Genomic DNA, 18,600 nt, shown 5'->3' with positions numbered 1-18,600 from the left:
TCTTGATGCCTGGACCCTCCCAGCAGCGTGAATTACCGGATCTAGCACCACTGATCAATCAGGCACTGCTCGATCCCCACCTTGATCAAGAGGTCCTGCAGCAGACCTGTGATGAAGCACGTCACTTCGGCTTTGCAGGTGTTTGCACCAACCTCAATCGCCTGCAGGCGGCGCGCGAACGACTCGGTCCTCCAGGTCCAACGCGGCTGATTGCCGTGATCGCTTTTCCCTTCGGTGCCATACCAAGCACGCTCAAACAAGCCGAAGCGGAATGGGCCGCCGATCATGGAGCTGAAGAGTTCGATGTGGTTCCAGACTTCTGGGCCCTAAGCCAAGGCAAAGCAGAACTCTTTGCCGAAGAACTCGCCGAGATCTGTGCACTAGGGCTGCCTGTACACGTCATCCTCAACATGGCCCGCCTGCCGGCGGATAGCCTGAGCTTGGCAGTCGACGCCGCCATCGATGCTGACGTCAGCGGGCTGCAAAGTGGGAATGGTTTCGGCCCAGCAGTAACGGCAGCTGATATTCGTCTGCTAGCAAACCTGGCTCGTGGTCGTTGCGGAATCAAAGCGGCCGGGGGGTTGCACACTCTCGAGCAAGCCCTCGACATGGTGGAAGCAGGCGCAACCCGTCTTGGTACAAGCCAAGGCCCAGCTCTGATGCAGGCACTCCGCCGTGGCCAAACGTGAGTGGAGAACGACGCCTCAACGGCCTCTCTTTGAAGGTGGGACCGCTCGGGGAACATGATCGACTTCTCACTCTGCTCAGCGATCAAGAAGGAGTGACTCGCCTTGCCGTACCTGGGGCGCGACGACCACGCAGCAGCCTTGCGGCAGCAGTGCCACTCAGCTTGCTGGAGCTGCAAGTCGCAGGACGCCGAGGCCTAGCAAGGGTGCGGCAACTCAAGGTATTGCGCAGCTTTAACAGTGTGGGGGAACAGCTAGAGACACTGGCAGCAGCCCAGGCCCTTGCAGAACTCAGCCTGATGTTGGTAGCAGGCAACGATCCTCTACCTGGACTGCTCAACACACTGCTGATGCATCTCGAACGACTCGAGGCCCTCAGCCAAGCCCAGCCAGCGCAGCCAAACACAACCCTGGCCTGCAGCGTGCAGGCGTGCGTGCATTTGCTTGCTCTAGGTGGCTATGGCCTGCCAGTACAGGAATGCTGTCGCAACGGCACAGCGCTGGAGCCACCCCTGGGCCAATGGGAATGGCGCTGCAGTTTGATGCCAGAAGAGGGTTTTGCAATCGGCGCCCTACCCGGCGCAGCACTGCAACTGAATGCCTCAGAGCTAGCCCTATTGCAGCGGCTGCTTCGCCCTGACCTGCCCATGCGACGCGATGGCGAGTTGATGGGTCCGCCAGAGGTGTGGCTGCGCTTGCTCGCTGTAGTGGAGTGCTGGATCCGCACCCATCTGCCACATCACATGCGAGCTCTAGGGATGTTGCGCGAGGCCATCATCAGCTCAGGCGATGGGCGAACATAACCTCGGCACCACAAGCATCTTGAGCGGTCCAACTCTAAACAGCCCCGAACCGGCCCTACCGACCGGCTCGAATCCAGAAGGACGCCGCGGATTGGCAGCGGTGATCAAGCTGGATGGCTTTCGCCGGCTGTGGATCGGTCAGATCTTCTCCCAACTGGCCGACAAGTTCTACATCGTTTTGATGGTGTACCTGATTGCCCAGTACTGGGTGAGCAGTACCCCTCAAAGCAATGAGGCGCTTGCAGAGGTGGCAGCGGCGATTCGGATGGATTTCGAAACCCGCGCCCAAAAGATCACCCTGCTTGCCACAGGCATTTATGTAGCCAACACCATTCCAGCAATGTTGCTGGGAACCGTGGCGGGTGTCTGGGCTGATCGCTGGCCGAAACGTCGCGTGATGGTGGCCTCCAACGCGCTGCGTGCTCTGCTGGTGCTCTTGGCACCAGTTTGTCTCTTGCCAGGTCCCCATTGGCTGGGTCTCAGCTGGGGGTACTGGGCACTGCTGGTGATGACCTTTCTGGAGTCAGTTCTCACCCAATTCTTCGCGCCAGCCGAGCAAGCAACCATCCCTCAACTGGTGCCAAAGGAACATCTCCTGGCTGCCAATTCCCTGTATCAAGCAACCAGCATGGGCGCCACGATTGTGGGCTTTGCCCTTGGTGATCCAATCCTGCGTCTCCTCAAACAAGCCTTCCTCTCCCTAGGACTGAATGGAGGGGAATTTCTGCTCCTACCGTTCTGCTACGGCATGGCAGCGATCAGCCTGAGCACGATCCAGATGCAGGAGCAACCTCGCGACAGCTCCACAGAAAGCGTCTGGAAGGAAATCGGCGATGGTCTGCAGGTGCTTCGTCAACAGCCTGCAGTTCGAGGGGCCATGCTCCACCTTGTTGTGATCTATAGCCTGCTAGCCGCCATGTACGTGCTGGCCATCACCTTGGCAGGTTCGATCAAAGGTTTGGGGCCAACTGGTTTCGGCATGATCTTGGCGATGAGTGGGATTGGGATGGCCCTGGGGGCTGTGATGATGGCCCAAACCGGCCACCGCTTCAACCGCCGCAACTTGTGTGCAACCGGCCTGGGCACAATCGCCTGCACCCTTGTGCTGCTTGGGGGAGTCCTTGGTTCTCTCGGGCCAACTCTTTTGCTATGCGGCTTGCTGGGCGTGGGAGCAGCCCTTGTAGCGATTCCAGCCCAGACCACCATTCAAGAAGACACGCCAGAAGCACAGCGCGGCAAGGTGTTTGGTCTACAAAACAACCTCATCAACATCACCCTGAGTCTGCCTCTTGTGCTGGCTGGCGCTCTGGTCAGCAGCTATGGGCTCGTGCCAGTGCTGTGGTTGCTTGCTGCACTTGCCCTAGTAGCAGCTTTATTAGAGCGCCCTTGGCAGCGCTGCTAGCTTTCACATTCGGCAGGAGGATTGCAGCAGGTGGCTCACATTGCCTGGCTAGGCAAAAAAACACCGTTCTGCGGCAACGTCACCTACGGTCTCAACACGACTGAGGCCCTAAGACAACGCGGCCATCAGACCAGTTTTATTCACTTCGACAATCCAGGCGGCCTTAGCAACGGCGAGAGCGCACTGTTGGCCAATGACCCAGAAGTGAGCCTGCCATACCTGGTGAAGTCACAGGTTTACACCATTCCCTTCCCAGGAGCGCAGCGAGAACTCAGGGAATCATTAGAAAGACTGCAACCCGATCTCGTTCACGCCAGCCTCACCCTTTCCCCCCTCGACTTCCGGCTGCCAGAACTCTGCGAGCAAATCGGTGTGCCATTGGTGGCAACCTTCCACCCACCATTTGATAGCGGCATGCGCCACCTCACGGCTGGCACACAACAGCTCACGTATCAGCTCTACGCCCCTGCCCTGGCTCGCTATGACAAGGTGATCGTCTTCTCCGAGCTGCAAGCTGAGGTTCTTACCAAACTTGGAGTACAGGAACAACGACTCGCCGTGATCCCCAATGGCGTCGATCCTGAATGTTGGGCACCAACAAGTCCCCAATGCAGCAACCCAATGCAGCAAGAGGTGCTTGGACGTGTGGGAAATGAACGAATTTTCCTCTACATGGGACGCATCGCAGCAGAAAAAAATGTGGAGGCACTGCTGCGCGCTTGGCGGCTGGTAGAGACCAAGGGCTGCCGACTGGTCATCGTTGGCGATGGCCCTCTGCGTTCGACCCTGCAAAACAACTCAACCCCAACAAAAGAAAACGACGTGCTCTGGTGGGGCTATGAGTCAGATCTCAATACCAAGGTGGCCCTACTGCAATGCGCTGAAGTCTTCCTCCTGCCAAGCCTGGTCGAAGGTCTGTCTCTGGCACTGCTAGAGGCCATGGCAACAGGTACAGCCTGCGTGGCTACTGACGCCGGGGCTGATGGGGAAGTGTTGGATAGCGGTGCGGGCATCGTCTTAAGCACACAGGGTGTCACCAGCCAATTACGCACCCTGCTGCCGGTGCTCCGCGATCAACCCGTACTAACAGCCGAACTGGGCCGCCGCGCCCGTATGCGCGTGTTGGAGCGATACACCATCACCCGCAACATCGATGACCTGGAAACGCTCTACCGCGGCTTATTAGGGGCGACAAAGATGGCGGCCTAACTCAAGCCAGTTCACGGCTACGTTGAGCAGCTGCAACAACCGCCTCAATCAAAGCAGAACGAACCCCGGCCCGCTCAAGCTTGCGCAGTGCGGCAATCGTGGTGCCACCCGGAGAGGTCACCATGTCCTTAAGTTCCGCAGGATGCAGTTTCTGCTCCTTAAGCAAGGCTGCTGTGCCAGCAAGGGTGCGATGAGCAAGATGATGGGCCAAGGATCTCGGCAGGCCTGCCGCTACCGCACCATCAGCCATCGCCTCAGCCACCAGTGCCACATAGGCAGGACCGGATGACGTCAACGCCAAAAAAGCATCCAGCTGCGACTCCGGCAATTCCAGCACCTCGCTCACCGGCAAAAACAATCGCTCAACCGCTAGGCGTTGCTCTGCCGTGACTCCCTCTCCCCACGACAATCCAGTGAGCCCAGCTCCTACCAAAGCAGGGGTATTTGGAACGGCACGCACACAGGCATGAGCGGGAAAAGCCTGCTGCAAACGAGCCAAGCTCACGCCAGCAAGCACAGAAATCAACAGCTGCGGTCTATCTGCAGTTTGCTTAAGACGAGCTGCTGAAGCTGCTATCTGATCAAGCTGCTGCGGTTTCACCGCTAGCAATTGAATGGGCGCCATCCATGCCTCTGCCGCAGTGGGATCATCTGCCGCTTTCAAACGCAGACCGATTGGCAGCTGGTCTGCGAGACGTTCGACACTTGCGCCACTGCCAACTAGCGCAACAACCTGCTGCGGAGCAAGCTCTCCCTGCTTCAACAGCGGCAAAACAAGAGCCTGAGCCATTCGACCCAGGCCGATTACCCCCAAAGAGCAGGGCATGGAGTGATTAGAGGCCACCAGCGCTGGTGACCTCCCAGGCCGGAACAGGTGCCGCACCAGTTTGTTGGGACGATGACGGTACTGAATCGTGATCCTGACTCACCATCGATGGTGCAGAAGCCTCGTCATAACTGGTATTGGAAACCGTGACACAACTAGGAGCAAAGAGAAAAATGCTCTCTCCTACCCGCTCTTGGTGACCATCAATGGCAAAGGTGCCACCAGCAACAAAATCCACCGCACGCTGCGCCTGATCAGGTTCCATCATCGTGAGATTGAGGATCACAGTCTTGCGTTCTCGCAGGGCCTGAATGGCACGAGGCATTTCATCAAAACTCCTTGGTTCCATCAGGTTCACCTCAGCAGAAGTCGAACCAACCCCTGGCATACCAATCACATTGGAACCGGAGAACCCCCCACCGAGATCAAAAGGGCTGGAGTCTGATGGCGTCGCCAAAGCACCGCCACTGGCATGATCACTTCTGTGATCAACCTCCATATGGTCATCGGTGTCGTAATCGAGGTCGTCGTAATCGCTGTCGAGATAGTCATCACCAGCGACGACAGCACGAAGACGGGAAATAAGCGACACCGTTGGGATCCTCTCGCGATGATGTGAACGTAAATCGGCTTAAAACCGACTGAAGGTAAGTTCCCCTTAGAGGAAGACTGCTTAACCTGACACCTAAATAGCGCTCTAAGTAGGCCGGGGCAAGGGTTTAGACAGCATTAATGTCATCTACGGAAGAAGACTTAGCCATTGAACGCGCGCCAAAGAGAATTGACCCCAGCCGTAACCAGGTAGCCCCTGCATGCATAGCTTCAAGCCAATCACCGCTCATTCCCATCGAGCAATCAGGCAAACCAAGCTGATCTGCAAGTTCACGGCACTGCCGAAAAAGCTCCTGGCGTTGCTCGAGTGAAAGCTCTATAGGAGCCATTGTCATCAGACCAATCAACTGCAAATGAGACAACTGGATCAGATCGGGCCAGGCCTGCTTGAGCTGCTCTTGAGAGAAACCACCCTTAGAGGGATCATCCCGAAATTTGACCTGCAACATCACCTGCGGGCAGCACTGCTCTTCAGCAGCAATTCTTGCAATGCGTTCTGCCAAAGCCAGAGAATCCACGGAATGGATCACGGCAAAGGATCTCACCACTCCCCGCACCTTGTTCGCCTGTAGACGTCCAATGAAATGCCAACGCAGACCTTTGAAATCAGCCAAGGCCTCCATCTTGGGCAAAGCCTCCTGCAAGCGACTCTCGCCAAAATCCTGCTGACCAAGCTCGGCAAGTTGACGGATCAAAGTTGCGGGATGCCCCTTACTCACAGCCAAAAGATGAACTCCATCAGCAAGCCGATCAACCAGATCGTGCCAACGAGCAGACAACGTCACATCAACCTCAGATAAAGGTCTGAGCAAACAACTGCTGCCAACTCTCGTACTCAGGGGAGCGATCACGCCGACAATGGGTCAGATGAAGTTCGGCGTAATGGCGCGCGTCTTGATAGGGAATCACCTCAAACTGCGCCCCTCGAGGTTGCAGCGTGACGAGAAAAAACATCCGCTGGGCATAGAGCGTGGCGTAAACGTCTCGACCATCGCCGGCGGGGGCCACGAGATAGAGCATTCCGAACGTGGGGTGATTGAGATAGCGCTCGGCGCTCACCTGCAACAGTTCATCATCTACAAAGCACCGTACTTCCCACGCAAGCCAAGCACAAACAGCAGCAACATTGCCGAAGCGATGTTGAGCCAAAGGGACGCTCCAGTCAATAACACCTGAGGGCGGAACTGATCGGGCGGCAACCAAAGACCGCCACGAGCAAGCAAAGCGTCTGCTCCTTGCTCAGCTCGCAAGAGGATGTTGGCCAAGAGGCGTTCGCCCACTGAAAGGATCAAACCCAAAGAGGCCTTGAAACCCAACTGCCGCAAGTTCACGGCTCGGCTAGCTAGAGACCGTAATAGGTTCTGCAACTCCTCCTGCACCAGGGGTAGAAAGCGCAAGGCAAGCAGTAACTGAAAGCTAAGCCGATCGACAGGCACACCAATCAAGGCCAGCGGTGCCAGGCACCAGCTCAGAGCCCAAACCAAATCCTCCGGCTGGGTGGTGAGCAACATCAAGTTGACGCTATGCACCACAGTGAAGATGAGAGTGGCTGTGTTTAATCCCAACTCAGCAGAACGACGATTAACCACAAAGGGCCCCAATGCCAAAGGACCAAGGCGCAGGGGACCAAGCCGCAGCAACTCCCAAGACAGGCTGGTCACACTCGCCCCCGGCAGTTCCTGCGGCGAGCGCACAGCAAGGGTGGCAGCGGTTTCCCCCGTCGGCAACATCATGGCGAACAGCCCCACAAGAGCACCCAGAAACAGCAACAGCAGCAACGATCGCCACCAGATCCGCACCGGCAGACCACTGGCCAAGGTGATCAAGAGAAGCGCAACAACCAAACCAATACGCCACAACGAGCCAGCCAGTACTGGCGTGAGCAGGAACATCAACACCCAAGCCAGCTTCAAACGGGGATCGAGACGACGCAACCAACCGGAGTTGCCAGCCACGTACTGCCCGATCGGAAGCTGACGCAACCAGTCCATGACTTATCCCGAACGGTTCTGCTGACGAGCCAGGTCGCGTTCGGCAGCCCGTTGCTGCTTACCACGCCAAAAAAGCTTCAAGGGAGTGCCATCAAAACCAAGCCCTTCTCGTAACTGTCGTTCCACATAGCGGCGGTAGGTATCTCCAAACAACTTTGGGTCATTGACAAACAAGGTGAAACTAGGCGGCCTGCTCGCCACTTGAGTGCCGTAATAAAGGCGTCCCTGGCGACCACCACGGGACGTTGGTGGACTGCGCCAACTCAAGGCTTCCTTCAACACCTCATTCACCACCGAGGTGCTCACCCGACGACGGTGCTGCTCAACCGCCAAGGCTGCCAAAGCAAAGATACTTTCCACCCGCTGCCCAGTGAGTGCAGAGGTGAACAACATCGTGGCCCAATCGAGAAAGTAAAGCTTGGCGCGCAGCTCTTTTTCAACCATCGGCATGGTGTGACTATCTTTCTCAACCGCATCCCATTTGTTCACCACCAGCACGCATGCGCGGCCATCATCTTCAATCCTGCCGGCCAGGCGCTGATCCTGCTCTGTGACCCCATCAAGGGCATCAATCACCAACACACACACATCGCTGCGTTCAATCGCCTTAAAACTCCGGTTGATGCCAAAAAACTCAGGGCCGTAATTCACACTGCGCCGACGGCGTATGCCAGCTGTATCGATCAGTCTCCAAGGATGGCCTTCACGTTCAAGACGTGTATCGATGGTGTCGCGGGTGGTGCCACGAATCGGGCTAACAATCGCGCGTGGCTCACCACAAATGGCATTGAGCAGGCTTGATTTACCCACATTGGGCCTGCCAATGATGGCCATCTGAATCGGTTCATCCTCTTCTGCCTCCTCATGCTTTGGCGGCAGAAGAGAGAGCACACGATCGAGCAGATCACCTGTGCCAGCACCATGGATTGCAGAAATCGGGAAAGGCTCTCCCAGGCCAAGACGCCAAAACTCGGCCGCCATCGCCAAACCCTGATCTGGCGATTCGCACTTATTTACTGCCACCAGAGTGGGGCATGGTTGCGTGCGTAACCATTCAGCGATCGACTCATCTGCAGCCGTAACACCCTGCTGGCCATCAACAATCACCAGTGCTATAGAGGCTTCCGCCAGAGCCAAGTTGGCCTGTTCGCGAATCTCGGGCAAAAACTCACTGTCGTCATCGAAGACCAAGCCACCGGTGTCGACCACCTTGAACTCACGATCTCCCCAAAAACCATCCTGATAGGTGCGATCGCGGGTGACGCCAGGCTTGTCATCAACAATCGCCTCGCGACTGCGACAAAGTCGATTCACCAGCGTGGACTTGCCGACGTTGGGGCGACCGATGATGGCGACAATCGGACGCGCCACTTGGCTGAATCCTTGCAATCATTCTCGACCCTACAGAGGCATCAAACCGAGACGGGGTGATGCAGCTCTGCAATCAGGGTTCACTCAACAATCGGATCGCCAGGATGCCCTTTAACGGGGTCAAGCGGAGGGTCAAGAGGTTGCGGCAAGGGTCCTTCGGCGGGAAGAGCATCTCCCCGTTGCGCCAACCAGGCCAGCAACCAATTCACAGCCGCGGCACGACGGGTGCGACGAGGGTAGAGCTGATCAATGCGATAGCCAGCGAAATCAAGCTGCTGCTTTAACAGCTGTTTGTGTTCTTTTGCGATCGAGCGGGTGAGCTGTACAGCTGCCGGCCGCTGCGCAATCACAGGCGGGGCAGTGGGGAAGGCATCACGCCAGGGCTGCGGTGTTTGGGGCCCGGCAGACCAAAGGGAAGTTGAATCAGCACTGGGTTGATAGCCAAGCCGCTCCCAGATCAATTCGGCAACAAACCGATCGCTCAGACGATCTTCGAGAATCTGGATTAATAGAGCCCGACTAAGAGGCCAAGTTAGAGACGGATTGTGCAAAGAAATTTCAGAGCAATTCAAGACTTAAATGAGAAGCAAAGCCAATTTCACCGGTCACAATCATTGTATGTGGAACCAGGCCAAGGTTTCTTCTATCAGATGTAGTCAATCACATCAGCAGCGAGAAACTCACCCTTATCAACATCAAGCAGGGTGGTGTGAATACCATCTGCTGTGAGCAATAGATCATCACCAACTTGCGTCAAGGAAAGCTCAACTCCATCTGCTACACAGATGCGATCGTTGTCAGCGAATGAAAAGCCGATAATCTCATCATCACCACGACTCAGCTTGTAGGTATCAGCGCCTCGATCACCTTTGAGAATGTCATCACCGAAACCACCATATAGCTTGTCATTACCATTTCCTCCAGTAACTTGATCATCTCCAGCGCCCCCTAACAAAACATCATCACCACTAGCACCAAAGATCACTTCATCTGCAGATGTTCCAGTTAAGGAATCATCAGCATCAGAACCAATCATTCTTGGATCTCTCAAGCTCTCAGGAAGAACACCTAAGAAAGACTTGGTATAAAGCTCAATGTCATTACCATCACCACCTTGACAAGTCACGAAGAGCTCAAGGGTGCCTCCATTATCACTTTTAAATCTGCCTACTGAATCGCCTTCATTGAGGCCATCATATTCACCAGATAAATCACCATCGACTTTCATGATCACGAATGAATCACCAGCAGATAGTGTGAAACCATCAATCAATGAAACATTTAGTGTTCCAGCCAGTTCCATATCGCCAGTAATTTCAATCCAGTCGTGTTCGGTAGCGGTACGATCGCCATCACCGTGATATGTTCCACCTAGTTCTATTTCGTTAATGCTGCCATCCTTTTGAAACAGGTTGCCGTCGATGAGATAACCACCGGAGGAACTGCCTGGGCTCAGCGCCCCGCCTTTGTCATTAATTATATCTCCTTCATGAGTCCCAGTGCCACTCAGAACACCTCCTTTTAAGTTTGTAAATGTTCCCTTAGTAGTGTCAATGTTGCCGTCGTTAACAAAGGCGCTGTAATTGTAAACTTTCCCCGTATTGATGAACTCTTTGTTATTATTAAGAGTGCCTGCAGTAACGCCCACTTCGTCTTCATAAGACCCATTGTTAAATATACCTGCATTCTCTATTCTACCGTTATTATTTAATGCTTTTTCCCCGCCAACATTAGCAATCGTCCCAATAGACCCATCCGTTTCCACAGAGTTAGAGATCACGCCCCAATTGTCAATAGACCCAGAGTTAGAGATCGTTCCAGTATTAGAGATCTCGCCGCCAGGATTGTTAATTATCACACCACTACTAATTAGCGTGGAATTTTCATTATTAGCCAAAATAGCCGAAGCCTTTTCTGCATATGAAGACACAGTTATCGTGCCTTTGTTGTCCAATGTGCCAGGATTATTTTTATAATCATCATTGCCATTAGTGAATTGGCCGCCCAAAAGTGTGATTAGATAATTGTTAGTAATTTGACCAATATTTTTTAGCGCTAGTGGGATTTTAATCTCGCCATTATTTACATAGAAGTCCACGCTATTATAAGAATCAGGATTTGTAGAAAAGCTGTTGTTAGGTGGATTTGATATTGGAGTAATCTGTGTTCCTCGGAACAGTTTTCCGTAATACTCTATACTTTCATCAAAAGACCCGGGAGCAAGATTGACACTTAATGGAACAACAACACGCTCTAATTTATTCTTACAAAATGTACCTACACTAATCGAGTCAATGCTGCCAGGAATGACAACACTCGTCAATTGGTTGTCAAAAAATGCCCCATTACCAAGCGAGGTGACGCTATCTGGAATTACAACACTCGTCAATTGGTTGTCAGTAAATGCACCTACACCAATCGAAGTGACGCTATCTGGAATTACAACACTAGAGACAGGACAAGAAGCAAATGCCGCTTCCCCAATCGAGGTGACGCTATCTGGAATTACAACACTCGTGAAATTATTGCCCTGAAATACTTGTTTTGCAATCGAGGTAATGCTGGAAGGAATAACAATATTCGACAAATTACAATTAGCAAATGCACCTACACCAATCGAGGTAATGCTGGTTGGAATGTTAACTCCAGTCAGAGAATACCCGCGTTCGGCAGACGAAAATGCGTTAGGGGCAATAGATGTGTATTCACTGGGGATGAAAACATTAAGGCCTTGCTTTTTGATAAGTGCTGTGGCTATTGCCGTGGTGAGTACTGTCACTTGGATGCTAGGGGTTTTAGTACATTGGTAGCAAAGGCAAATGATTTACGCCACTACCCAGAGAGCCAATGATTGGTACCTGACGCGCAGACTTTTTAGGTGCCGCTGTTGATCAGCGTGCTGCTCTCAAAGTTGTACAGTCTGCCGCCGTCGTTGTTGTTCAGCATCACACCCTCGTTTTTTATATGCCCGATGTCTTGAAAGACTATAGAGTTATAATCACCATCTTCAGGAAATAGATAATGCAAGGTACCATCAGCGTTTTCTGCGGGGTTTGGATTTGGAGAGATCTGCTGGCCCATAGACCCAATAAAAAGGTGGACGCATGATACCATTTTTTCATACTATTACATATAGTCTTTGATTACTTTCAACGAGCTCATGACGATGAATGAATGATCTAATCAATCAAATCAAGATAATCTTCTACCGCTTTATTTATTTTCTGGCTTGAGTGGATAGATCTGTTACCTCATCTTCTCTGCAGTGGAAGTGATGGTCTTCGATGTATTTCATGCTGGTGTTGATATTAGCTGCATGAACTGGAACTGGCACACCGGCTTTCAAGCGCATGCTGATCTGAGCAGGCGAAAGCTCTAGCAGCTGAGGTTCATTCTTGCCTGAATGAATGTTGATGCGCCTTTGGTTGTTGCTGTCATCGTCTACCCAGTCATCGAGACATGCCACGACTAAAACCTCACAAAGGCTATCAATAAGGATATAAACATCAAAATTGTGGGCTGGGGCAACCACAGCCATGCGTCACATCATCGCCTTAACAACATCAAAACCAAACAGCCAAGATCCTTATTGCCTGTAATCAAAGCGAGCGATGCTTGCTAAGGAGTGCGCTGGCGTATCTTAAACAGGATGAAACCACCATAAAGCAACATCAAGGTTGCCATCCCACCAACGACAAGCAGGGTAGAAGCATTCAGAGAATCAAGCATAAATTTTATTTTAGGTTTACTGTCAAGAGTAATCGAGATTGAGAGGCAAGCCATCGGCAAAATCGGGAAAAGCTAGGCAAGCAATAAGGGCTCATTAACCCAATCAATCGCTCGCCACAGCCAACATCAGTAAAGCCAAATACTCCACGATTGGCACTTGATCAATTTAAATTCATCGATACGATGATGCAGCTTAACTACCAAAAGACGGTATGTCTGAAGCACATCTCAAAGCATTCATGACCATGCTGCGTGCGTGCCCATCTTTAGAGCAGAAGCTAAAAACCGAAGGAACGGATGTATTGATGCTTGCCAAAGCGGCTGGTTATACGGTCACGATGGAAGATTTAGAAAAAGGCATCTTTGAATACTCAGGCACAGAGCTTTCACATGATGAGCGTGGATATTTCAGCAGTGGCTATAGAAAAGAAATGAACGGATGAATACCAAATCAAATTTTAGCAGCAGCAAAGAGAAAAGGGCAGTAATCACAAATACAGCGTTCAGGAACGAGTTTGCTTGACTTTAAAGAAGATAAAAGCAATTAATAAGACAAAGCCCAGCAGCGTACCCGCCAATAGATAGTAAAAATACGAAACGGGGACATCGAAAAAGAAGGGAAGAGGCATTACAAAAAACGTTTAGGCAAATTATAAAGGCTCATTTCTCTAATTTGCTAGTCGTGCAATCGTGCATCCCTTCTGTTGATCAAAAATCGAAGGAATTTAATTCAACATCAGAACAAGTTCAATCCTTGATTTTAAAAAAGTCCAATGGGAAAGGGCCTAGGGTATCTGCTTCTTTTTCTTCATTGTTATGTTGGCAACTGAGCAAGACACCTTCACCTAAGCCATGCTCGATGCGTACATGGATATCACCGGTCTTTTGATTGGCCTTCAGAAAGACAGGCCCTTCGCCAGCAGGCTTATCAACGACATTCATGGCAGCCCAATTAAAACGAGATTCCATCTCTCTTAAAACAAAAATTGCCAAGCTAGAAGAAGGGGCCATGATTCCCACTGTGAACCAATCAGCATCGTCCATAGAGGCACAAAGCTGATCAAGCAAATGCTTCGATTGTGTCGCATCAAGATCAGGAGCCGAACGGAGACCATCGAGATCCTTTAATGACTTAATCACCAGCTCAGACATGTCACAAAGGCTACATATTCTTGTAATAATTATAGCATAGCCCCGCCATCAAGGATGTGGAGACATGATGGTCTTTGACAAGCAAAAATGACTTCCCAAAAAGCCAAAGTTATACTTGCAATCCAATTTTTCTCCCACGATAGCAAGCGAAAGCTTCTCCAACAAACTCATTCTCACACCTCATTTAGCCCACCATCAATGATACGAAAACCAAAAATTCTTATTTTTAGAGAACGCTCCCTTGAATGAAGAGAGGCCATTCTCTCTAGGATATTGATCCGATCACTCTGATCATCAACATTGTGCCTGAACTCAGCCTGCCCGGCAGGGGAAAAACAAGGGCACTGCGCTGCAGAGTGCTGCAATCGCCCCTTGCAGGCGTGAGTGATCAGATCTTCCGATGCCTGGTTCGGCGCTGGGCGCCAGATGCATTGTTATTCACAGAAATGGTCAATGCCACCAGCCTGGAGCTGGGCCACGGCCTACAGAAAATCGACGAACTCGCCAATGAAGCCGGGCCCATTGGCGTGCAATTGTTCGATCACCGCCCAGAAGCAATGGCCGATGCTGCACAGCGAGCAGAGGCTGCTGGTGCCTTCCTGATCGACATCAACATGGGCTGTCCTGTGCGCAAGATTGCACGCAAAGGCGGTGGCTCTGGTCTGATCCGTGACCCACAACTGGCGGCAAAAATCGTGAGCACTGTTGCTGCAGCGGTCAAAATCCCAGTCACCGTGAAGACAAGGCTGGGCTGGTGTGGCAGCGATGCAAAACCAATTGAATGGTGCCAATCACTCGAGCAGGCCGGCGCCCAGATGTTGACATTGCATGCTCGAACTCGAGAGCAAGGCTTCAAAGGCTCAGCTGATTGGCACGCCATCGCTGCCGTCAAAAGCGCACTGCAAATCCCCGTGATTGCCAATGGCGATGTCAAGAGCGACATGGATGCCAAGCGCTGCCTGGCGATCACTGGAGCCGATGGCGTGATGGTGGGCAGAGGCTCGCTGGGAGCGCCATGGCTTGTGGGTCAAATCGATGCAGCACTATCGGGCCGCCCAGTGCCTGCAACGCCTGGAGCGGCAGAGCGACTCACCATTGCTCGCGAACAACTTGAAGCGCTGGTCCAAGCAAAGGGGGAACATGGCCTCTTGATTGCCCGTAAACACATGGGATGGACTTGTAGCGGCTTCCCCGGCGCATCAAAACTGCGCCATGCCCTGATGCGTGCACCAACGCCAACGGATGCCATATCACTGTTAGAGCAAGCCAGCGCAGAACTCATAACGGCATGGCCAGAAGCGACCAACTCCTAATCCAGCCTCAAGTTGCGATCAAGCCGCTACCAAGCCACATCCAATCACCCAGCCAATATCACGAATCAATCGCCGTCATCAACTTAACGGCTCATCATCCAGTTGCGATCAATGGCCTGCTCAAGCTGCTAAGAGATTACGTGTACCTGTAATCGCCTGCACTGCAAGCAATACAGCTACCAACACGTTGGCGTAGACATGCAGTCGTCGCATCGAGAGATGACGAGCAATCTCAGGTTTGGCTGCCACCGATGCAAGTAACAACCCGCTCAGTAACACACCGCTCCAGTAGTGGGAGCGCCAAAAGTCTGCATCGAAAGGGTTGTCTGTGAGGCGATTGATCTCCGGTTGTGCTCCCAGCAGCAGCAATGCCAACCAGCAAGCGAGGCCCAACAGCGCACGCGCAGCAGGGCGCCTCACCTTGAGGAGACGGAGGTAGATCACCACAGTGCCCAACTCTGCAAAGGCCAAGGCCACGAGTCGGCCAACCCCAGCCAAACCCCCGGGCGCCGCCTCGAACCAAGCGGCCAAATAGCTATGAAAAAAGGCGATTAACACTGCCACCAACACCCCTCCGGCAACCCAGCGGCCATGCTCGGCATGTTCCACAGGCACCGAGGCAGGCAGCGGATTGATCTGCAAGCGCCGCTCGCGAGCCAAAGTGCCAAGCCGAATCGTGGCACCCACCACTGGATAGACAAACAAAATGATCAGCACGGGGTGCAATAAGCCCAGCCATTGCATGGGGGTCAAAGAGAGAGCACTCGACATCAGGGCATCACCTCCGGCCAGCCTTGTCGCACCAACAACAACGAAAAATAGGGCCTAGCTGTTGCGGGCACCTCGCTGGCCTGCAACACCTGCTGATCGGGCCAGCCCAAATGCTGGGCAAACAGTGCTGATTGCAATAAATTCCGCTCTTCGAGCATGGGCCTCACCCAGGCCCAGCGGTGCGCCAACTTGAGCAACGCCAGCACACGCCCCTTACCAGCCGCATCCTCTAGTAGAACCTCGAGCTCGCTGGATTGATCTGGGGTCGGCAAAAGCAAAAGTTGTTCCTGCTGCATCGCCAAGGGCCAGGCACCTGCAGCAGCGGCGGCTGCAACGGCCGTGACCCCTGGGATAAGCCGAACCTGGCAATCAGGATGATGCTTCTTTAGAGCCAGCAAGATGTAAGAGCTTGTGGCAAACAGGGAAACATCCCCCTGACAAAGCACCACCACTCGCTCTCCTTCAGCCACGGCAGCTGCGAGTTGATCACTGGCCTCTCGCCAAGCCTGCTGGCGTGGTTCAGCTGCAGCCACCATGGGAAAAAGCAATGGCAATTGGCGTTGCTCAGCACGAATCCATCGCGAGGCAATGCTCGCCGCCATCCCTTCACCCCCTTGCCGTGCCACGGGATAGGCCACAACAGTGGCCGCTTCAATCGCCTCAATGGCAGCCAGTGTCAACAGGGCAGGATCACCAGGGCCCACCCCGACCAAGGTGAGAGCTGTAGTTGAAACAGCAGGGCTCGACAAAGCCGAACGAAACATTCAGCCGTCGTTCTAAGACGCCACGATCAAGATGGCTGCAAAGACCCCTTAAACCTCTGGGAATGAGTCGCCTCAGCATCCACCCCGAAGGCAGCACCAACGCCACAAGCCCGGCGGAACCCTTATTGGAGAGCGATGATCCTGCAGTGATCAAAGCCGAGCTGGCCAAACGGGGCATTGCATTCCAGCGTTGGCCAGCCAAAGTCAAGCTCAATCAGAACTCAAGCGAAGCCGACATCCTGACGGCCTACGCCGTCGAGATCGCCCGAATGCAGGCTGATGGCCGTTACCCCACGGTGGATGCAATCCGAATCACGCCAGACCACCCCGATCGTGAAGCGCTGCGCCAAAAATTCTTAGCCGAACACACCCATGCCGAAGACGAGGTTCGCTTCTTTGTAGAAGGCCGTGGTTTGTTCTGCTTGCACATCGGCGCTGAAGTGCTGCAAGTGCTGTGCGAACAAAACGACTGCATCAACGTGCCTGCCGGAACTCGCCATTGGTTCGATATGGGCAGCAAGCCACAGTTTTGTGCTGTGCGCTTCTTCGATAACCCAGAAGGCTGGATTGCAAGCTTCACAGGGGATGCCATCTCCGAGAGATTCGCCAAGCTGCCATGAGGCTGAAGTTGGCTTCAGCTATGCATGCGCGGCTGAGGATGCAAGTTGGCGAGGATCCCTGCCTCCACCGCTGCCAACTCCTGCAAACGAGCAATGATCAGCTCACGCTGAAATCGCTGCTCACAGAGCCTCCAATAGAGGCCGAAATGACGCGCCTCACTCGCCAGGAGATCTGCATAGAGCTGACGCAACTCCAGATCAGCTAGGTGGGTGGCAAGCAACGACATGCGTTCATGGCTACGGGCTTCGATCAGGCCTGCTACCAGAAAGCTATCAAGCATGCGCTGCGGTTCATCCCTACGGATCTGTTTGGCCAACACTGCGCCATAAGGGGGTGCAGCCAGAGGCTCCAGATACCGCCCTCTGGCCTTAAGCAACGTGAGCACACGCTCAAAATGCTCCAGCTCCTCTCTTGCCAAGGGGCTGAGAACTTCTCCGAGCCCAGGCTCACACAAGTAGCGGAACATCAATTGCACGACGGCACCCGCCGCCTTGCGCTCGCAATGAGCGTGATCAATCAGCAGCTCGAGCGGATGAGCAATCGCCTGCTCCAACCAAGCATCACTGGTGGGAGCCGCCAGCCATTTGATCGTGGCGTTTGATGTCTTAGCAGCAGCAAGAGCACTCATAGGGCCTGCTGCTGCTGACGCAAATGAGCCAGCAGCCCTTCCAAAGCAAGGCGATAGCTCAATGCCCCAAAACCGCTCACCACACCCACAGCGCGATCAGCGAGATAAGAGTGATGCCGGAAGCCCTCACGGGCATGGGTATTGCTGAGATGCAACTCCACGTATGGAATCGCTGCTCCGAGCAGAGCATCCCGTAAAGCAATCGAGGTGTGGGTATAGGCCCCAGCATTGATCAGGATTCCTTGCACCTGGCCGATGGCTTGATGGATGCGATCCACCAAAGCACCTTCAAAGTTGCTCTGGAAACACTCAAGCTGAACCGCTTCTGCCTCCGCCTGAGCGAGCAGGTCTGCCTCAATCGCTTTCAACGTCATGACTCCATAAACACCAGGCTCTCGTTGACCCAGAAGGTTGAGATTGGGGCCGTTGAGCAGCAGCAGTCGCATGGCCCTGAAGCATGAAGGGGGTGAATGGATCGTATCGATCCCCACAAGACCTTCCCAGACATTCAGCCACAAAGGTGCGATCTGCTGGTAATGTCAGCAGGTGTGGTTCGGGTCGGTGCCCGAGTGGTTAATGGGGGCGGACTGTAAATCCGCTGGCTCTGCCTACGTTGGTTCAAATCCAACCCGGCCCACCTTCCACATGCCCTTGTAGCTCAGTGGTAGAGCACTCCCTTGGTAAGGGAGAGGTCCCGGGTTCAAATCCCGGCGAGGGCATTG

23 protein-coding genes and 2 tRNA genes are annotated in these 18,600 nt (G+C 53.5%); 10 read left to right on the top strand and 15 right to left on the bottom strand.

Features of this window, described 5'->3' with window-relative positions; all coding sequences use genetic code 11:
- Positions 1-5 precede the first annotated feature (5 nt).
- From deoC to PMIT1303_RS05425, 4 genes are read left to right on the top strand one after another with little or no spacing between them, the layout of a single operon-like run.
- Positions 6-689, top strand: a complete 684-nt coding sequence (deoC, locus tag PMIT1303_RS05440) for a deoxyribose-phosphate aldolase (RefSeq protein WP_063397843.1) — start codon at positions 6-8, stop codon at positions 687-689.
- Complete coding sequence (gene recO / locus PMIT1303_RS05435) at positions 686-1,489, top strand: DNA repair protein RecO (protein WP_063397842.1); 804 nt, start codon at positions 686-688, stop codon at positions 1,487-1,489. The genes deoC and recO overlap by 4 nt, the downstream gene beginning before the upstream one ends.
- On the top strand, positions 1,476-2,891 hold the full coding sequence (locus PMIT1303_RS05430; RefSeq protein ID WP_063397841.1) for an MFS transporter: 1,416 nt from the start codon (positions 1,476-1,478) through the stop codon (positions 2,889-2,891). The genes recO and PMIT1303_RS05430 overlap by 14 nt, the downstream gene beginning before the upstream one ends.
- 30 nt (positions 2,892-2,921) lie before the next feature.
- Positions 2,922-4,100 (top strand): glycosyltransferase family 4 protein, encoded by a 1,179-nt coding sequence (locus PMIT1303_RS05425; RefSeq protein WP_063397905.1) that lies wholly within the window; start codon positions 2,922-2,924, stop codon positions 4,098-4,100.
- Between the two features lies 1 nt (position 4,101).
- Here PMIT1303_RS05425 and proC read toward each other — a convergent pair whose 3' ends face one another.
- The 10 genes from proC to PMIT1303_RS05375 form a co-directional block, all read right to left on the bottom strand.
- Positions 4,102-4,926: a pyrroline-5-carboxylate reductase gene (gene proC / locus PMIT1303_RS05420; protein WP_231901347.1), complete on the bottom strand. Its 825-nt coding sequence runs from the start codon at positions 4,924-4,926 to the stop codon at positions 4,102-4,104.
- A 7-nt stretch (positions 4,927-4,933) separates the two neighbouring features.
- Positions 4,934-5,518, bottom strand: a complete 585-nt coding sequence (locus PMIT1303_RS05415; protein WP_063397839.1) for a cell division protein SepF — start codon at positions 5,516-5,518, stop codon at positions 4,934-4,936.
- Positions 5,519-5,645: 127 nt separating this feature from the next.
- On the bottom strand, positions 5,646-6,323 hold the full coding sequence (locus tag PMIT1303_RS05410) for a YggS family pyridoxal phosphate-dependent enzyme (protein WP_063397904.1): 678 nt from the start codon (positions 6,321-6,323) through the stop codon (positions 5,646-5,648).
- Between the two features lie 7 nt (positions 6,324-6,330).
- Positions 6,331-6,597 (bottom strand): PipX family protein, encoded by a 267-nt coding sequence (locus tag PMIT1303_RS05405; protein ID WP_011129584.1) that lies wholly within the window; start codon positions 6,595-6,597, stop codon positions 6,331-6,333.
- A 17-nt stretch (positions 6,598-6,614) separates the two neighbouring features.
- Positions 6,615-7,529 (bottom strand): energy-coupling factor transporter transmembrane protein EcfT, encoded by a 915-nt coding sequence (locus PMIT1303_RS05400; protein WP_063397838.1) that lies wholly within the window; start codon positions 7,527-7,529, stop codon positions 6,615-6,617.
- A gap of 3 nt (positions 7,530-7,532) precedes the next feature.
- On the bottom strand, positions 7,533-8,900 hold the full coding sequence (der, locus tag PMIT1303_RS05395; RefSeq protein ID WP_063397903.1) for a ribosome biogenesis GTPase Der: 1,368 nt from the start codon (positions 8,898-8,900) through the stop codon (positions 7,533-7,535).
- Between the two features lie 80 nt (positions 8,901-8,980).
- Complete coding sequence (locus PMIT1303_RS05390; protein ID WP_156486909.1) at positions 8,981-9,451, bottom strand: DUF1823 family protein; 471 nt, start codon at positions 9,449-9,451, stop codon at positions 8,981-8,983.
- Between the two features lie 95 nt (positions 9,452-9,546).
- A complete protein-coding gene (locus PMIT1303_RS13055; RefSeq protein ID WP_255359758.1) occupies positions 9,547-11,721 on the bottom strand; it encodes a leucine-rich repeat protein in 2,175 nt (724 codons plus the stop codon).
- A gap of 53 nt (positions 11,722-11,774) precedes the next feature.
- Positions 11,775-11,981: a hypothetical protein gene (locus PMIT1303_RS05380; RefSeq protein WP_063397836.1), complete on the bottom strand. Its 207-nt coding sequence runs from the start codon at positions 11,979-11,981 to the stop codon at positions 11,775-11,777.
- Positions 11,982-12,117: 136 nt separating this feature from the next.
- Entirely contained in the window at positions 12,118-12,438 is a 321-nt protein-coding gene (locus PMIT1303_RS05375; protein WP_063397835.1) for a hypothetical protein, read from the bottom strand.
- Between the two features lie 403 nt (positions 12,439-12,841).
- Between PMIT1303_RS05375 and PMIT1303_RS05370 the strand changes: the two genes are divergently transcribed.
- Positions 12,842-13,072, top strand: a complete 231-nt coding sequence (locus PMIT1303_RS05370; protein WP_063397834.1) for a Nif11-like leader peptide family natural product precursor — start codon at positions 12,842-12,844, stop codon at positions 13,070-13,072.
- 304 nt (positions 13,073-13,376) lie between these two features.
- Here the strand turns inward: PMIT1303_RS05370 and PMIT1303_RS05365 are convergent, their stop codons facing one another.
- Complete coding sequence (locus tag PMIT1303_RS05365) at positions 13,377-13,781, bottom strand: DUF1824 family protein (protein ID WP_063397833.1); 405 nt, start codon at positions 13,779-13,781, stop codon at positions 13,377-13,379.
- 302 nt (positions 13,782-14,083) lie between these two features.
- On the opposite strand from PMIT1303_RS05365, the gene dusB reads away from it, so the two are divergent.
- Positions 14,084-15,094: a tRNA dihydrouridine synthase DusB gene (dusB, locus tag PMIT1303_RS05360; RefSeq protein WP_063397832.1), complete on the top strand. Its 1,011-nt coding sequence runs from the start codon at positions 14,084-14,086 to the stop codon at positions 15,092-15,094.
- 120 nt (positions 15,095-15,214) lie between these two features.
- Here the strand turns inward: dusB and PMIT1303_RS05355 are convergent, their stop codons facing one another.
- Together PMIT1303_RS05355 and cobI are read right to left on the bottom strand one after the other, a co-directional pair.
- Entirely contained in the window at positions 15,215-15,865 is a 651-nt protein-coding gene (locus PMIT1303_RS05355) for a DUF4079 domain-containing protein (protein WP_063397831.1), read from the bottom strand.
- Positions 15,865-16,629 carry a precorrin-2 C(20)-methyltransferase gene (gene cobI / locus PMIT1303_RS05350; protein ID WP_063397830.1) on the bottom strand — a complete coding sequence of 255 codons (765 nt, stop codon included), beginning with the start codon at positions 16,627-16,629 and terminating at the stop codon, positions 15,865-15,867. The genes PMIT1303_RS05355 and cobI overlap by 1 nt, the downstream gene beginning before the upstream one ends.
- Positions 16,630-16,691: 62 nt before the next feature.
- Here cobI and PMIT1303_RS05345 point away from each other — a divergent pair, with 62 nt between their 5' ends.
- Positions 16,692-17,249, top strand: coding sequence for an acireductone dioxygenase (locus tag PMIT1303_RS05345; RefSeq protein WP_063397829.1), 558 nt, complete (start codon positions 16,692-16,694; stop codon positions 17,247-17,249).
- A gap of 14 nt (positions 17,250-17,263) precedes the next feature.
- Here the strand turns inward: PMIT1303_RS05345 and PMIT1303_RS05340 are convergent, their stop codons facing one another.
- Positions 17,264-17,878 (bottom strand): tRNA-(ms[2]io[6]A)-hydroxylase, encoded by a 615-nt coding sequence (locus PMIT1303_RS05340; RefSeq protein ID WP_063397828.1) that lies wholly within the window; start codon positions 17,876-17,878, stop codon positions 17,264-17,266.
- Entirely contained in the window at positions 17,875-18,324 is a 450-nt protein-coding gene (gene aroQ / locus PMIT1303_RS05335; RefSeq protein ID WP_036910749.1) for a type II 3-dehydroquinate dehydratase, read from the bottom strand. Before aroQ ends, PMIT1303_RS05340 begins: the two co-directional genes overlap by 4 nt.
- A gap of 24 nt (positions 18,325-18,348) precedes the next feature.
- Between aroQ and PMIT1303_RS14220 the strand changes: the two genes are divergently transcribed.
- The 3 genes from PMIT1303_RS14220 to PMIT1303_RS05325 all read left to right on the top strand — a co-directional run bounded on the left by PMIT1303_RS14220 (position 18,349) and on the right by PMIT1303_RS05325 (position 18,597).
- Positions 18,349-18,471 (top strand): hypothetical protein, encoded by a 123-nt coding sequence (locus PMIT1303_RS14220; protein ID WP_255327626.1) that lies wholly within the window; start codon positions 18,349-18,351, stop codon positions 18,469-18,471.
- Positions 18,434-18,515: transfer RNA gene (locus tag PMIT1303_RS05330), tRNA-Tyr, on the top strand. Before PMIT1303_RS14220 ends, PMIT1303_RS05330 begins: the two co-directional genes overlap by 38 nt.
- Before the next feature lie 10 nt (positions 18,516-18,525).
- Positions 18,526-18,597 (top strand) — tRNA-Thr (locus PMIT1303_RS05325).
- Positions 18,598-18,600 lie beyond the last annotated feature (3 nt).

This window comes from Prochlorococcus sp. MIT 1303, assembly GCF_001631965.1.
In the GTDB taxonomy this organism is placed as follows: Bacteria; Cyanobacteriota; Cyanobacteriia; order PCC-6307; family Cyanobiaceae; genus Prochlorococcus; species Prochlorococcus marinus_D.
This window is presented reverse-complemented; position numbering and strand designations above follow the sequence as displayed.